Source organism: Flavobacterium sp. ACAM 123 (assembly GCF_000264055.1).
In the GTDB taxonomy this organism is placed as follows: Bacteria; Bacteroidota; Bacteroidia; order Flavobacteriales; family Flavobacteriaceae; genus Flavobacterium.
In genome coordinates this window covers 1-16,984 of sequence record NZ_AJXL01000081.1, presented here as the reverse complement: position 1 = coordinate 16,984, position 16,984 = coordinate 1, and the positions used below count along the sequence as shown (strand labels likewise).

Here is a 16,984-nt window from a genome sequence, read left to right as displayed (position 1 = left end):
ATATACCACGGACAGAGATTTTGGTGTTGATAATTTTCAACTGTCCATTTCTTTGGCAAAGTAAATTATTTATTTGGGATTTGTCTATAAAACGCTTTTCAAATATTCGATTAGCCCTATTAAAATATAATTACAACTTTACATAAGATAATTGCGTTTTTACTCTAATATCAAAGCCTACTTGGCTTTTTTTATGAAGAATCCTACCTCGCTTTTGATGTATTTTTGCACTAATAGGACATTAATTGTATATCTTTGGTAACTTACTTAACAGCTTGTTATGTACAACTTTGTTCAAGAATAAATAAAGTGCATTAATTCCAATTGAAGTAGCGGAATTTAATGTCTTTTCTTTAACAAAAATCGTCCCATATCTTTTGCTGAAGTTGCTTTGATTAATTAAATAAAAAAAAGTAGAACTAACCTAAAATACAAAATCCTAAAAATTAGATTTAATGAAGAAGATTATTTTTCTCTCCCTGTTTTTTATACTGTCTTGTAAGCCCACGCAGAAAACTACTATTCCGGCATGGGTTCCTTATGACGAAACAGAAGAATTAGCAAAGAGTGCTGCAAATGCATCCACAAAAATGCAATACAAAGTTATCCAATCAAAAATTCTGGATAAAAATGACATTTGGAAAAACATAGCAAATCAGATAAGTAACTTTTCGGAGGACGATTATCAAAGGCTAAAACCCTTGATACTAGAACAAAACATTCCCACCATTAAATCCCATATCCAATCTGGCAGCCTTAGCTATGAAACACTAACGCAGTGGTATTTATACAGAATTGTCAAATTTGAAAATGATAAAGATAAAATGCTTAACGCGATTGTTGCCATTAACCCCGAAGCGGTCAATGATGCGCAAAAGAGAGATAAAAACAAATCCGGTCAAGACCATACAATTTACGGTATTCCAATACTAATAAAAGACAATACAAACGTGGAGGGTATGCCTACCACCGCAGGAACGCATTTGTTGCGAAATAATAGTGCTGCTGACGCATTTATAATCACACAGATAAAAAATAAAGGGGCTATTATTTTAGGGAAAACAAACTTAAGTGAATGGGCTAACTTCCTTTTTCTAAGTGGCCCAAATGGCTATAGCGCAGTAGGAGGACAAACGTTTAACCCTTATGGACGCAAGATATTTGATACCGGTGGTTCGAGCTCAGGAAGTGGTGTGGCAGTAGCAGCTAATTATGCAGCAGCGGCGGTGGGAACAGAAACTTCAGGTTCCATTCTTTCTCCTTCGTGGCAGAATTCAATTGTTGGTTTAAAACCAACTACTGGTTTATTAAGTCGAAGTGGTATTATTCCAATCTCGAGTACATTAGATACTCCTGGACCAATGACAAAAAATGTTACTGATTGTGGAATTCTTCTTTCGGCAATGAGTGGAGAAGATAAGAATGATCCTGCGACCAAGAACAATCCAAAGAATAAAAAGTACCTCGCTGATTTAAAGACGGGAACACTAAAAGGATTGCGGTTTGGAGCTAATAAAAACTTTTTAGCAGATTCAATTTATAAGGAGAGTATAAATAAAATAATCAAGTTGGGTGGCATCGTCGTTGAATATGCACCTGAAGAAATGAACTTCGACGGTTTTGGTAGTATACTTAGCACCGACATGAAAGTTGATCTCCCTAATTATTTGAATAAATACGCATCAGATGAAATTACAATCCGCTCTATCTCTGAAATTATAGCGTATAACAATAATGATTCTATAGTACGAATTCCTTATGGACAAGGACGCTTTGAAGGAATGTTGTCAGAAAATCTTAGTGAAGAAGAAGCGCTTCAATTAAAGGCTAGAATCAAAAAAGAAGGTGTGAATTATTTTGAAAAACCGATGGTAAAATATCAACTCGACGCTATATTATCTATAAACAATAATAACGCAGCTCATGCCGCTGCGGCCAACTATCCTTGCCTTACTATTCCTATGGGTTACAAAGAAACGGGAGAGCCATGGGGGCTTACATTTATAGCTAGACCTTATCAAGAAGATACCTTGTTGAAAATGGGATTTGCCTTTGAACAAGCAACAAAAATTAGAAAATTACCCACAGATTATAAATAGTTTTAAAAAAGTAAGAATTAAAAACATTACAATTTATTTTATACAACCGCAAGAAAAACATTTTGATGACCTTAATAGCAGTAAATATGTTAAATAGAAATCTTATTTTAGTCTGTAATGCTCAAAAAAAAATATTAAAATAAAACAATTTCCTTGGAATAAATTGAATATATAGTAGATGTAATGGGGTTTAGCCATAGAAATGCGCAATATTCCACTGGTCCCTAAATATACTAATTTCTGGTACTCATTTACTAATCTGGTTAATTACCTTACTCTCCACATTTTGAGAAAAAGATTGCAAAAATAAAAAATAAAAAATAAAACGAATAGTTGATTTGGTTTTATTTGCATGTACATACCTATAGTATGTCTTTTTCTTTGCGTTGTTGCGCTAATTTAAATCAATGATAATAAAAAAATCCAGTCTTTTTTAATTGAATTCATAATTATACATTTAAAAATGAGAAAAAAATACTGTTCATTAAAATAGAACCTCATTTGGGTTGGACTCCATTTTAATGAACAGATAAATTTAATCTTAAGGTAGTAGCACTTTGTCAATAACATGAATTACTCCGTTTGAAGCACTAATATCGGCACTAGTAACTTTTGCATTACCAACCATTACATTTCCATCTTTCACCATTACTTTTAATTTACTTCCTTCTACTGTAGTCAATTCTTGTCCGTCCTTCAAATCAGCAGCGTGCATTTTTCCACTTACTACGTGGTAAGTCAAAATTTTAGAAAGTTTCTCTTTGTTTTCAGGCTTCAATAATTTGTCAACTTCTGATTGTATACTAGCAAAAGCGGCATCAGTTGGTGCAAAAACTGTGAATGGTCCATCGCCTTGTAAAGTTGGTACTAATCCTGCGGCTGTAACAGCGGCAGCAAGTGTTTTCGCATCTTTGGAGGCAATTGCCACAATGTCTTTACTCATTTTCATTTCATTTTCCATGATAAATATAATTTATTTAGAGAATTAATTTTCTCTAGAAATAAAGTTACGTTTTATTTTTACAGATGCGTTTAATAATTCAATGAAAAAATTACTTAATTCACTGTTTTAATAAATGTAACAATCACATAATCAGATCTAAATGAATAAAACTTTAGTATTACTTTATTGTTGTTTGCCTAATTTTCCGCATATTCCTAAGATTAAAATTAATGTAATGTATTGTTCCATCAAGAATGAGTTTTTATCATTAGATATAAATTTTAAAGCTTATGAATAGCTCCAGCACCAATTTGTAGCTTGCCCTCAATTGAATTAATCATGAGTATCTGATAAAAAACCACAACTACAAAAGGTTGTAGTTTTTGACGTAGATCACCTACCCCATTTTTTAGACGCACATAACAATTCCCAGATATAATCGCGTTAGAATATCAAAGGAATTTAATAAACCTATCTCGCTATAATATAGCCCAGTATTATTTTGAAAATAGATAAATCATTATAAAAAAACTACTACAACTACTTTTATAGAGCCAATTTTATCAATTCTTATATGCACCTTCAGATATTTTCTAAAATCCACTTTTTGCTTATTAACTGACTTTTATTCCTTCTTTTATCCTGTTTTTTTAGCCAATATATTGAACAATATGAGTGAAAAAACAAAAGGTTAAAAACAGTATTATTTCTTTCATTTTTTTTTAGGAGAGTTAAATTTAAGTCACCTGCCATATAATCCTGGTTTAATGATTGCTATATTCATTCGCACGCCAAATGGAGTTAAGCCATACCTCCTGATGCTTTGCTATTGCAACTATCTTTTTAGTACTACTCACTTTACTCTAATTCCAATTTTCGCTTACCACACTTCCTTTTTCTTCGTCTTTAAACACATTGATGGAACGGGGAATTCGCTCTTGCAGCTCGGCGACATGCGAAATAATTCCAACAATTCGATTCTCTTTATAAAGAGATTGCAACGTTTCAAAAACGACAGCGACACTTTCTGGGTCTTGTGTCCCAAAACCTTCATCAATAAAAAAGAAGTTTTTATCATTCTTATTTAAAGACTGAACGCTTTCGGCCAATGCCAAAGCCAAGCATAAAGAGGCCTGAAAACCCTGACCTCCAGAAAGCGTTTTTACACTCCTGGAAGCTCCATTGTTCAGATAATCAATTATTTCAAATTCATTGGAACTATTAATCGTTAAACTCAATTGATTTTTGGTCATACGATGAAAACGGACATTGGCCACATCTGCTAAATTTTGCAAATAAATACTCGAAACATAGTTTACAAAACCACTGGCGTTAAACATATTTGCCAAAGTGCCTAGGTTTGTAGAGCGCGTGTTTAACACCTCAAATTGAGCTAATAATTCCGCTTTTTCTGCCAGTGCCTCATTAATACGTTTTAAGTTATCTTGCAAAGTAGAGTTTTTTCCTAATTGCGTTTCATACTTTAATTTACCCTCTGCAACAAGCATTTTTTTATCTTCAAACACATTGACATCAAAAGCCTGGTTCATCACCAGTTTCTCTGATTCGGCAACTGAATTCTCCGCCACTTTTAAATCAACGGCAAACTGCTTTGTTTTGCCTTTTTCCAATTCGACATCCCATATTTTAGAAAGAATTGCCTGCACGGAATCAACAGAATCAAACTGATGAATTTTGAGTAACTCAGTTATCGTTTTTTGTGTATCCTGAACCAATTGTTTATTTAAAACGACTTGTTCCCCTATCAATTTTAAACTGGCTTCTAAACCTGCCAATTCTTGATTTAGGATTACCATAGCATCTGATTTACTTTTATGCTCTGATGCGATCCGATTGTTTTCTAGATGCAATTTTGTTTTTTCATCTTGAATTGCGGCAATTGTAATGTATTCATATTGAGAAAACGAAACTGCTTTTAACTTGGATAGTTCATTGGTTATAATTGCTGATTTTGATGCTATCTCATTAGCAAAAACACCTTTGTTTGTCGTTTGGATTTTCATTTGATCAAACACTTGTTCCTGCTGCAAGCGGACTACTTTTTCCCTCGTTTCAGTTTCGTTTATCGTTTTTTCAACTAATTGTTGTTCTTGTTTTTTAGATAAGAAAACAGAACTATCTTTAGGATCATACTCCGCCCAGATAAATTTTGCTAAATGGACTTTATGCTCCGTTTCTAGAGTTTCTTTTTCACGTAAAACCAGTCTTAATTGTTCGACAGCATGTGCAATAGAATACTCCAGTTTTTCAGCTTTAGAACCAATTTCCAAAATTTCTTTTTCCTGCTTTGCCAACTTTAAAATAGCCTCTTCTATAGTTGCTAATTGTGCAGATACGTCTTCCACTTGCATCACATTGGGATGTTCTAGCGACCCACACAAAGGACAATTTTCTCCATCATGAATTTGCTCTGAGAAATAAGCTAATTCTTTTGAAACCAATAGCTTCGTTTTAATTGCTGCTGTCACTTTGTTTTCAATCAAAAGTGCGGCTACTTTTTCTTCTAAAACTGTTTTCCAAGTCTTAAACGGTAATTCCAATAAATGAAATGCAGCATTTTGAGTATCCAGACTTTCCTGGATTATCTTACTTTTATTTTGGGTTCCTTTCCATTGGGCTTTTAAGGATTCCCGAATAGTATACCAGTGACCAAGATCTATCAAAATAGTTCCATCGAGACGTTTAGACTTTAAAGTGATTAATTCAGTTTGGAGTTTTGTCGACTCTTGTTTGAATTCTTTTTCTTTCTTTTCGGTTTCCAAAAATAATACTTCGGCCTTTTTGTTTTTTTCGTTTGTCACGGCAACTTCCATCTGTAATCCCAGAACTTTTTCAACCGATTCTAAGTCGGTAACTTTATTTTTTGAGTTTTCTAAAGCGTCAAATTGTGGCTGCAAACCATTTAGTATAATTTGATTTGTTGCCCTGTTTTGTTCTACTATTTTCTTGTTAGCGGCAACTAAAAGGTGTCGTTTATTCGTCTGATCAAAACTAGTTTTTGCAGACTGCAAATTATTGAAAACGGCTTTAAAGGTCTTTTCTGTTCTTTCAAAGGCATCAATTTCTGCCTGTAACGCTTCCATTATTAGCTTCTTTTCAGTTAAAGTCAAAAGAAGGTTTTTCTTTTTCTCTAAATCTTCAAAATTTGCTTTTAATGTCCTCAATTGTTGGAGTTCTGTTTCCGCCAATCCCAACTCTGCTTTGCTTTTTTGTAATTCCGTACCTCCTGCTGTAACCTCTATTTCTAAAGCCGCAATCGTTTCTTTCGAAATCGCTTCAAATCCTGATAAGGCTCCTTTTAGTTGATCCAATTGAGTTCTGGTGGTACTTTGTAATATTCCTACTTTAGACGCTACATCAAATCGCTGCAGATGAAAAATTTCCTTCATCATATCCGAACGCTCTTTGCCTTTCAAATCTAAAAATTCTTTGAACTTTCCTTGCGGAATGATAATTGTACGACGAAAATTTTCATAGGTTAGTCCAATGATCTCTGTTGCATCAGCAGATGTCATTGGAATCCATTCCTCCCCTTTCCATTCATAGGCTAGTCGTTCTATTGATGTAGTTTCTTCAAAACGCTTTTTCCGCTTCCAATCAGCTACAAATTTAAATTTTCGTTCTTCAAAATTTAAGAACTCAAATTCAATATTGGCTTTATCTGATTTTAGATTCAACATATTATAGGAACGTTTATCTGTCTTGTTTAAACGCTCCGTATCCCCATATAAAACAAAACCAATGGCTTCCAAAACAGAAGATTTCCCAGAACCAACAGCTCCAAAAATACCGAATAAGCCCGCATTAGTCAATTCTTCAAAATCAATCGTTTGTTTCTTCTGATACGAATACAAACCGGTAATACTTAACTTTAATGGTAACATAAGGGGCGTTTTTATTCGTTTTTAGCTTGACTTCCAATAATTTCATTGAACAAATCCAATAGTTCATCGTTGGGTTCCTGTTTGTGTTTTGATATAAAATAATCCTTGAATAGTCCCTGAATATCCTGGTCTAAATTTACTTTTGGAGTTTGTTGTTCCGCATTACCATCCTTAGTTACAATTGGAATTATATGAATAATTCCGTCGTGGCTTTCATGAATTTTCTTTAAATCTTGTGTGGTAAAAAAGGTATCGCTCACCAATGTTAATTCGACTAAACAATAGGGATTCTTTAACAACCAAGATACAGCATCGTCTATATTTTCAAATCGTTTTCGGTGCAAGACCCGCCCTGATTGCAACGGAATGGCGGTAAATTTCACGGCATAGTTGGGTTGTACCTCAATTAGAACTACTTTCTTTTCTTGTCCCGCTTCCGAAAAACTATAAGACAATGGACTACTGGAGTACACTACAGGACTAGGATGCCCCCCAACGTTTTGAAAACGATGCAGGTGCCCTAAAGCGGTGTATTGAATTTGATGCGGAATGCAATCTGTATAAACGATATCAGCATTCCCTATACGCAATGGTTTTTCCCCATCGGGTTCTTCTAAGATTTCACCTCCGCGCTTTAGCATATACAAATGTGTGGTCAGAATATTAACACCCTTAGTATTGCAGTATTTATCTGCAAGCGCTGCCCAAGAATCTTGTAATAATTGGTTCAATTGTCCTTCCTTATTTTCGGCTCCTAAGTATCTTTTCAATCGCAATTCATTAGCATAAGGTGTTGTGATAATACGAATAGGAAATTCATATTGGGGAAGTTGAATTTCTAAAAATCCATTTTCTGATTGGGTAATTTCAAATCCGTTCTCAATAGTCACCGTTGGAATCGTAACATCCGGATTACCGACAAATAGAATCCCACATTCTCGTGCCAAAGGATTGGGCGAATCAATTCGATCCGGACTATCATGATTACCCGCGATGGCAACCACGGGGCGTTTCCCGTTATTGGTCAGTCTTTTCAAGGTCTTATACAGTAAATCAACAGCTTCTACTGGAGGATTGAAGGTGTCGAATAAATCACCTGCTACTACAACTACATCCGCATTCTGGCTATCAGCAATATCACAAATTTCATTCATTACCCTCTGTTGCTCTTCCAAACGAGAAAAATGATCCAGTTTTTTTCCTAAATGCCAATCGGCAGTATGTAATACTTTCATTCTTTACACTTATAATGAGTACCTTATAGTAATGTTACTTCAACCCTACTCCTTTCAATAGCAATATCGCAATAAAAAACGGTATAAAAGTACCATTTAGCACAAATGAATCATTGTAAAAATACTAAATTAAAAAATGTCTATTTTACTGAAAACCGTAATGTGATACTCTTAATTAACTGTACTATTGTTTTGATATAATACAATCAACTGCCCTGCCTTACTCTTTAATCCGACTTTACCACATCTATCGGTTCCCCAAATAATTCTTGAAATAAATCACGTACATGCTGCGTCACTATTGCACTTTTTATGAGGCGGTCAGGACGACATCATAAAAGCCATTGACAATTTGAAATGGCTTGCTCAAAACAGTCTCCCAAATACAGATATCAAAATTTCCATTCACAACCAAATGGGACATCAAATCCCATAAGATATTTTTGAAATAGAAACAACGGAATTCTTCCGTCAATTGGATTTGTTGGAATAAGATTATTTTCTTTAACAAGTTCATCGCAGCGATTATGAATTCAAAATAGCCCAATTGCATTGTGCTGTTTTCATAATATATCGTCGTTGTACTAGCGTGATTTGGGCTAAATTATAATTTCATATGCTATATACGTAACTTTAAAAATATCTTACATAAGAACAAATAAATGACCTTTAATAAAAAACCAACTCAATAAAGACATCTTATGAAAGAACTACGAATTAAATTAACCGATGATCAGCACGAAAAAATAAAAGCTCAACTACTTAACGAAGGACAAAATTTAGAACACAGCACCCTTTCTGGGTTCTCAATTACGCTAAATGAAGCCTTCCCAGGAGCTTCATGGTTAACGGTTAATATGAATGGCGAATCCTTCTACTGAACAAATCTTTCTTTGAAGAAAATACTTTACTGGTTTTATTTAAAATCATTGGTTTTCTAGATCATACTAGTAGTGAAATTCTTTTTCGTCAGAAACACTAAATCCCTTAACAAACTCTTTAAGTGAGTTTTGCTAAGGGATTGATTCTTTTTACTTCTTTTTTTTTAACCAAGCAAAGGCAAGCTATCTTATTTACTTTCAGATCTGATAAGTAACTCTTCTAAATATTTTCCCCAAATGCTTGGATTAGAATGTGTCCCATGACCGCTAGTTAAATCTGTTATGGGCAACAGGATGTACTTTCCTTTTTCTACCAACTGAATATTTTTTTCCATCAAACCTAACTCAGGAGGATTTACTTGATCATCTGCTGAGTTAACGGCTAACAAGGGCGCTTTTATTTTTGCAAGATGCGGAGCTGGGTTATAAAACCGAGACGATTCAAATGCATAAATCATATCATTAGCATCCATAATTGATGAATATCTCTCTATAAGTTTATCTAACATTTCCTCTGCTTCTTCTCTTGTTGATGCTGATTTTTGCCATTGCAATGGGCTACTCACCATAAACATTAATTGACCAATTGCCCCAGACAGACCCACTTTTGGTTGTGCAGTGTACCCTCCCTTTTTCCATTCCGGATCCATTTCAATAAGTTTGGCTATCAAATCTCTTTGCATTCTATTCCTTCCCGCAATTTCGATGGGTAAACTAGCTAAAGGCATGATGGCGTCCATAAAGTCAGGATAAGTATACCCCCAGACCCAAGATTGCATGCCGCCCATAGACGTTCCCATTACTAAACGTAAATGATTTACATTCAAATGCTCGGTCAGTAATTTATAATTAGCAAGAACCATGTCATCATACGTATATTTTGGAAAACTCATATGCAATCCATCACTTGGCTTACTAGAATCACCATGACCAATATCATCTGTTAGAATTATAAAATACTTATTTGCATCTAATAATTGTCCCGAGCCAAATAGATTCCCTCCAAATTTTGAACTTAAAAATCCTTTGCCGCTCCCGGTTGTTCCGTGTTTAATCAATATTGCGTTATTAACTTTCCCATCAATCCCTTTTGTTGGTTTACCAATCGTTCTATAATGGAGGTTCAATTTAGGTAGGCTTTCTCCACTTTCAAACTGAAAGTTTTCAATTACGTAATCTCCTTCAACAGGAGTTGGATACTCTTGACCAAAAGACACAAACGTGGATAAACTGAAAAGGATTAAAAATGCATAAAATTTTCTCATAGTAATTAGTTTTTGACTTAAAGTATCTCTCTTGAAATACATTCCTTTTAGTATCCTGATGCTTGTCCGTCTTTACGCGATTCAGATGCACCAAAGTACACTTTCCTTTTCGCATCATACATTATAGCTTGATAACCTCCATAGTAGCCTCCGAATCCGACTTTATGTCCCATATTCATCAACTTTCTTATTTCTTCAAAATCAAAACCGCTTTCTATTAATATTTCACCTTGACCTAATGCCAGCTCACCAGTAACAGAAGAAGATCCTATATGCTCAAATCTGGGAGAATCTCCCGCTTCTTGTAAATTCATTCCAAAGTCGATCATATTCATCAAGATTTGTACGTGTCCTTGTGGTTGAAAGTCTCCTCCCATTACTCCAAAACTCATGAAGGGTTTTTGATCTTTGGTAACAAAAGCAGGAATAATAGTATGAAATGGACGTTTTTCTGGTGCAAATGAGTTTGGCTTTCCCTCTTCTAGATCAAATAATTCCCCTCTATCTTGTAACATAAAGCCCAATTTCGGCGGAACCATTCCAGAACCCATCCCTCGGTAATTACTTTGAATTAGGGAAACCATATTCCCCTCTTTATCAGCAACGGTCATATATACTGTCCCCGTGTGACTTACTTTACCAGCTTGATATGTTCCCGACTTATTTGGATCTATCAGTTTTCTTCTTTTATCTCCGTATTCCTTTGAAAGAAGTTGTTGCACCGGAACTTTAACAAAATTCATATCGGCATAATACTTGGCCCTGTCTTCAAATACTAATTTTTTAGCCTCATTGACAATGTGCAAATGCTTTGCACTACCAAATGGAATGGCACTAAAATCATATCCTTCAATTATATTAAGCATTTGTAGCGCAGCCATACCTTGCCCGTTTGGTGGAAGTTCCCATACATCATACCCTCTGTAATTAGTAGAAACAGGATTGACCCATTCAGAGTGGTGATTTGCGAGATCTTCATAACTAAGAAAACCACCTTGTTCCTTAATGAAACTAGAGATCGTATTAGCAATAGCTCCTTTATAAAATTCATCTCGTCCCCCTTTTGCAATTTTCCTATACGTTTCCGCTAAAAATGGGTTTCTAAATAAATCGCCCTTACCGGGTATTTTCCCATCGCTTGTATAGGTTTCTTCAACGTTTGGGAACTGCTTCATATACCGAGATACAGAACCTTCTAAGTAATAAGCAACCAGTTCTGAGACCGGAAAACCCTCTTCAGCGTACGCTATTGTAGGCGAAAGAATTTCATCCATAGATAATTTTCCGAATTTATTGTGCAATTCAAACCAGCCGTCAACACAACCAGGGACAGTAACGGGAAGAGGCCCAGTTGCTGGGATTTTTGTAATATTGTTTTTCTTAAAATACGACATACTTAATGTCTTTGGCGATCTTCCACTAGCGTTTAATCCATACAGTTTTTCCGTTTTAGCATCCCATACAATCGCAAAAAGATCTCCACCAACTCCACTTCCTGTGGGTTCCATCAGTCCTAAGGCCGCATTTACCGCGATAGCTGCATCTACAGCAGTACCGCCTTTCTTTAAAATATCCAAACCAATTTGGGTCGCAAGTGGCTGACTTGATGCCACCATTCCGTTTTTACTTATTACTTCTGATCTTGTAGCGAAATTTCTACCCGTAAGTCTGTCCTGGGCAAAAGACGAGATGCCCAGGAAAGCGAGAAGGATTAAAAGTCCTTTTTTCATATTAAATAATTTATTTGTTAGAAGATATCCCAGAATAATTTTGTTTCCGTTTCATCGCCACCTATGTTAGAGGCAGCAACAGTATAATTAGAAAAATTCAACTGTTGTTCATTACCAGGATATCTTAATCTGTTAGGAAAACCGGAGATCGCATTTTCTGCTAATGGCAACTGCGGATGATCCAACCTTCTCATCTCTGTCCAAGTTTCAAAAGGACGGTTATATAAAGCGATCCATTTCTGAAAACCAATTTTCTGCTTCCATCCCCCTACAGCGGTCGAGTATGCTACTTTAGGTTGATTTAAATAAGTCTGCGCTTTGACAGCAGATCCTCCCCAAGTAAAAATGGAATACTTTATGGCATTATTGTAATGTTCCTCTGCAGTACCAGGAATATTATAGCCACGTTCCTTTGCTTCCGCTCGTAGAAATTCAACCTCAACTAAATCGATCAGCACATTCGGAGCATCTGGTGCAGCGATACGTGCACTTGGCTTAGACATTCCTGGATAATTACTGGCACGTCCTACTACTCCACCGACATATTCTCCTGAATTATTTACTCCAAAAAAACTTGGCAATCGTGGATCATTTAACTCAAGAAGCACGTCTACTAAATCCTTAGCGGCAATGTAGTCCGTTCTATTTGCTAGAACCAGTTCATCATACAAAGGATTATTGTTGGGTGGTGAATTGTAGTATTGAATAAATGCCATTTGATTTTCAAGAGTAATTGCCTTTGAATTTGCTTGTTCAAAGAATTCTTTTGCTGCAATTCCATCGACATCGGCCAGCGTAATAGCCATTCTTAACTTTAACGAATTTGCAAATGCTACCCACTTAGAAATATTTCCCTGATAGATAATGTCTTCAGAAACAGAAAAACCTTTTGACGCGATGCTTAAAGCAACGATGTCTTCATCAAGTCGCTTTAACAAATCATTGTAAATTATTCGTGAATCATCATAAACAGGGAAAAGGTTATTATTATCTAACGCATCTGAATAAGGTACATCTCCAAATGTTTTTACAACAATATCATAAGTATAAACTTGCATTATATCTACCATTGCCAATTGGTTGGCTTTTTGGCCAGCGCTTAAACTTGCATCTCTCGAAATAACAAGAGCGGACTCTCGAAGGTCATTTAAAACATCTTTGTACATTCTACTCCACCAGTTTTCATTAATTGCTCGAGTAATATAATCATACTGGGCTTCTTGCTGAATAACTGCTTGTCCCCAATGCTTTACAAAATGTCTAAAAACATTAGTATTCACGCTAGCGGAAGCCAGACCATCAGAGAGGTTTTTAACTGCGTTAGTGAATAAAGCTCCCTGCGGAACAGTGGCAGCTCTCTTTGTCTCCTCATTAAAACTTGTTATGTCCTTAGTACAACCTAAACAAAGCAGGATGAAAGGAATGATTAAAATAAATATTTTTTTCATTACGTTGCGTTTATATTTTTAATTTAACATTAAAACCAATTGTTCTAGTAGTTGGATACGAACCACTCTGGTATCCTTGTACATTACCTGATGACAGGTTCTCTTCTGGATCTGCGTAAGGTACATTTTTATGGATAATCCAAAGATTCCTTCCGATAAGAGACAATTCAATATCTTCAAAGTATTTAGTTGTCAATTTTTTTGGTAGCGAATACGAAAGTGATAATTCTCTTAGCTTTACATAACTAGCATCATAGACGAACTCTGATTGAGGTTCATAAAAACTATTATTAGACGTAATAGTAACCCTCTTTGTATTTGGACTACCATCTGCCGTAACACCTGGCAATATAACTCCACCACCATTTGCAACTGCATCACGGACAGGATTACCAAGATCATTTAAACCTGCTGTTCTAGGATAAAGACCGGCAGCGCTTCCATAGTACATATCCAATGAAAATAAATCTCCACCTTTGCGTACATCGATCAAGAAACTTAAAGTAAGATCTTTATATCTAAATGTATTATTTATCCCTCCAATCCAATCTGGATTTATATTTCCTATTATATTAGAAGTACTAGAAGATTGTTTCCATAATCCATTTTCTTTAACTACTCTTTCTCCATTTAAATATTCATAGGTATAACTTTGAAGTTCTCCGTAAGGCCTACCAACAGAAGCATTTAAACTAACACCTCCTTGAAATGAAGCCAATTGTAAATTTGTACTGTCCTCATACAAAGAGAGTACCTTATTTCTATTTCGAGAAAAATTAACATTTACGTTCCAAGAAAAATTTCGATTCCGAATAGGAGCCCCAAATAGCGATAATTCGACACCTTTATTCTCGATATCACCAGCATTAATAAACTTACTCGAATAACCTGTCGCCACAGATACTGCCACAGGTATAATTTGGTCCACCGTATTGGTATGATAGTAAGAAGCATCAAATCCAAACCTATTATTTAGAAAAGACATTTCTAAACCTATTTCCCTACTGACCGTCATTTCTGGTTTTAAATTACCATTGTTTTTAGTATTGGGTACAGAAAATAATAAACCACTTCCAAAGGGATTTGGTTTATCATATACATCAGTAAGACTTCCCCAAGGTGCATCATTACCAACAGTAGCATAATTAGCACGTATTTTACCAGAGGAAAGCCAACCCAGATTTTCTAGATGATGAGAAAATAACCAACTGCTAGAAACAGCATAATAATTATAAGCATTATCATCAGACGGTAAGGTCGAAGATATATCCCGTCTTAAAGTGGCATCCAAAGTTAAAAAGTCACGATAAGTTAGCGTCGTTCCCCCAAAATACCCATCTACTGCTTTAGGTTGATAACTTTCTATTGGTGCAGGAACAGTTCCTAGAGAATTAGAAATAGCATAAAAGTTAGGTATTACTAACCCACCTGATGTGGAAGAAAAAACAGAACTAATCGTGTTTTTTCTTATGTTCATTCCAGCAAGCGCATTAAGGTTGAAGTCTTCGGATAATTTTTTATCGACTGTTGCTAGCAAATCATAATTTGTTTCTTTATAACTTCTATCAAATCGAGAATAGGAAGGAATTCCTGCACTACCTACAGCCACTCGTTGTTGTTGATTTTCACTATAAGTATCAATTGACATTCGTCCAAGAACGTTCAACCAATCCGTCACTTTATAGGATAAAAACGTGTTTGCGATCACTCTACTTCTAGTATCGTTCTCATAGTTTTCGTAAATAGTCCAATATGGATTATTTGAAAATGCCGGTCTTATTCCTTCAGGCGTGGTAGGATCTGCCCAGTTCCAAGTAATATTTCTTCGCGTTCTAAAATAAGCGTCTTTTTGTTCCTGGATGTCATAATTTGTTTGGTTAAAATGTCTGAAAGTACTGTTAACATTTCGGCCACTGTCATATCCAGTTCCATATCTACCTTTACCAACAATTTCGGAGAAATTAACTGTAGCCCCTAACGTAAGATTACTCTTTAAGTTGTACGTACCATTAAGACTATAGTTGTTTTTTAAAACTCTACTATTAGGAACTGTTCCTCTTTCATCATTTCTTGTATATCCGAATTTAATAGAACCCTTATCTGCGATCAAACCATCAATAAGAATGCTCTGAGTGCTAGATACCGAAGTTTCATAAAAAGTCTCTGGTCCATTTTCTGGCATAGCCCAAGGTTTTGGTTGGCGATAACTAGGCGAACTTGGATCAAAAGATTCCCAATCATAAACTAGGAGATTAGGGTCATACCTTGGGCCCCAAGATCTTGGAGCGAATGTTGGAACAACTAGATCATCCATGCCATCAGCGTTAGCATCAAAGAGAAGAAAACCATTTCTTCCATATTCGGCTGAACGACCAGCGCCATACTCCTGTTGGTAATTAACAAAAGTAGACTTGTCAATTTGACCAACCAACAAAGCAGAATTCACAGAAATATTAATCCCTTTTTTTGCTTTTTTTGTAGTAATCATAACAACTCCATTTGCAGCCCTTGATCCATATAAGGCACTTGCAGCCGCTCCTTTCAATACATTGATTGATTCAATATCATTTGGATTAATATCTGCCGCAGCATTTCCATAATCGTATCCACCGCCTCCTGTTTGTTGTGCGCTGGTATTCGTGTTGGAATTATCTACAGGTACGCCATCAACTACAAATAATGCCTGATTATTTCCAGTTAATGATTTAGCTCCTCGAATTACTACATTCACAGAACCTCCAACGGCATTTCCCTGACTAATTTGCAAGCCTGATATTTTTCCTGATAAACCAGAAGCAATATTGCCCCCTTTCGTTTTATTTACATCATCCCCGTCTATCTGCTGAGCAGCATAAGGTAAAATATTTTTTTTTCGCTGAATTCCAAAAGCGGTTACTACTACTTCATTCAAGCCTTGAGCCTCATCTTGCATCACGATGTTGATATTATTTAATGTGCCCACGGTGGCTTTAATGGTTTTCATACCAAGGAAGCTGAATTGCAACACGTCTCCTTTTTTAGCTCTAATGGTATAGTTTCCATCAAAATCTGTTGATGTTCCTACTTTAGTCGACATAACAATAACGGTAACGCCAGGAATTGACATCCCATTACTATCAGATACTACACCTTTGATTTCGCTTTGTTGGTTGATTACTAATTTCTTTACTCCTTCTTTACTCTTATTAGAAGTTAGTATAATTTGTTTATCTTGTAACTGATAAGAAATTGGCATACCTAAAAATATTTTATTTAAAATATTTTTAACTGTTTGTTGTTTAGCCCTAATAGAAACTAATTTATTAATATCGACGTCGCTTCTATTAAAGAGAAATTTGAAATCAGTTTTTGCTTCAATTTTGCTGAGCACCCTTTCAATAGTAACATTGTTTAAATCCAACGTTATTTTTGTGCTCTCATCAGTTGTACTTGCTTGAATTTTAAAGAAAGAAATAACAAGTAAAAAACAGTGTTAATT

Annotated in this window: 10 protein-coding genes; 2 read left to right on the top strand and 8 right to left on the bottom strand. The window is 35.4% G+C overall.

Going from position 1 to position 16,984, the window contains the following annotated elements:
* Positions 1 to 455 precede the first annotated feature (455 nt).
* On the top strand, positions 456 to 2,099 hold the full coding sequence (locus A3SG_RS0113590; protein WP_016990564.1) for an amidase family protein: 1,644 nt from the start codon (positions 456 to 458) through the stop codon (positions 2,097 to 2,099).
* Positions 2,100 to 2,640: 541 nt separating this feature from the next.
* Here A3SG_RS0113590 and A3SG_RS0113585 read toward each other — a convergent pair.
* The 4 genes from A3SG_RS0113585 to A3SG_RS0113565 form a co-directional block, all read right to left on the bottom strand.
* A complete protein-coding gene (locus tag A3SG_RS0113585) occupies positions 2,641 to 3,060 on the bottom strand; it encodes a fasciclin domain-containing protein (protein ID WP_016990563.1) in 420 nt (139 codons plus the stop codon).
* 845 nt (positions 3,061 to 3,905) lie between these two features.
* On the bottom strand, positions 3,906 to 6,947 hold the full coding sequence (locus A3SG_RS0113575; protein ID WP_016990561.1) for an AAA family ATPase: 3,042 nt from the start codon (positions 6,945 to 6,947) through the stop codon (positions 3,906 to 3,908).
* Between the two features lie 11 nt (positions 6,948 to 6,958).
* Complete coding sequence (locus A3SG_RS0113570; RefSeq protein ID WP_016990560.1) at positions 6,959 to 8,182, bottom strand: exonuclease SbcCD subunit D; 1,224 nt, start codon at positions 8,180 to 8,182, stop codon at positions 6,959 to 6,961.
* Positions 8,183 to 8,492: 310 nt separating this feature from the next.
* The gene (locus A3SG_RS0113565) at positions 8,493 to 8,735 is read right to left on the bottom strand and encodes a hypothetical protein (protein ID WP_016990559.1); all 243 of its coding nucleotides are present in this window, start codon (positions 8,733 to 8,735) and stop codon (positions 8,493 to 8,495) included.
* A gap of 148 nt (positions 8,736 to 8,883) precedes the next feature.
* On the opposite strand from A3SG_RS0113565, the gene A3SG_RS0113560 reads away from it, so the two are divergent.
* Positions 8,884 to 9,063 carry a hypothetical protein gene (locus A3SG_RS0113560; RefSeq protein ID WP_016990558.1) on the top strand — a complete coding sequence of 60 codons (180 nt, stop codon included), beginning with the start codon at positions 8,884 to 8,886 and terminating at the stop codon, positions 9,061 to 9,063.
* Between the two features lie 188 nt (positions 9,064 to 9,251).
* On the opposite strand, the gene A3SG_RS0113555 is transcribed toward A3SG_RS0113560, so the two are convergent.
* From A3SG_RS0113555 to A3SG_RS0113540, 4 genes are read right to left on the bottom strand one after another with little or no spacing between them, the layout of a single operon-like run.
* Entirely contained in the window at positions 9,252 to 10,328 is a 1,077-nt protein-coding gene (locus A3SG_RS0113555) for an alpha/beta fold hydrolase (RefSeq protein WP_016990557.1), read from the bottom strand.
* 47 nt (positions 10,329 to 10,375) lie between these two features.
* On the bottom strand, positions 10,376 to 12,058 hold the full coding sequence (gene ggt / locus A3SG_RS0113550) for a gamma-glutamyltransferase (RefSeq protein WP_016990556.1): 1,683 nt from the start codon (positions 12,056 to 12,058) through the stop codon (positions 10,376 to 10,378).
* 17 nt (positions 12,059 to 12,075) lie between these two features.
* Positions 12,076 to 13,506, bottom strand: a complete 1,431-nt coding sequence (locus tag A3SG_RS0113545) for a SusD/RagB family nutrient-binding outer membrane lipoprotein (RefSeq protein WP_016990555.1) — start codon at positions 13,504 to 13,506, stop codon at positions 12,076 to 12,078.
* A 10-nt stretch (positions 13,507 to 13,516) separates the two neighbouring features.
* Complete coding sequence (locus A3SG_RS0113540) at positions 13,517 to 16,906, bottom strand: SusC/RagA family TonB-linked outer membrane protein (protein ID WP_016990554.1); 3,390 nt, start codon at positions 16,904 to 16,906, stop codon at positions 13,517 to 13,519.
* Positions 16,907 to 16,984 lie beyond the last annotated feature (78 nt).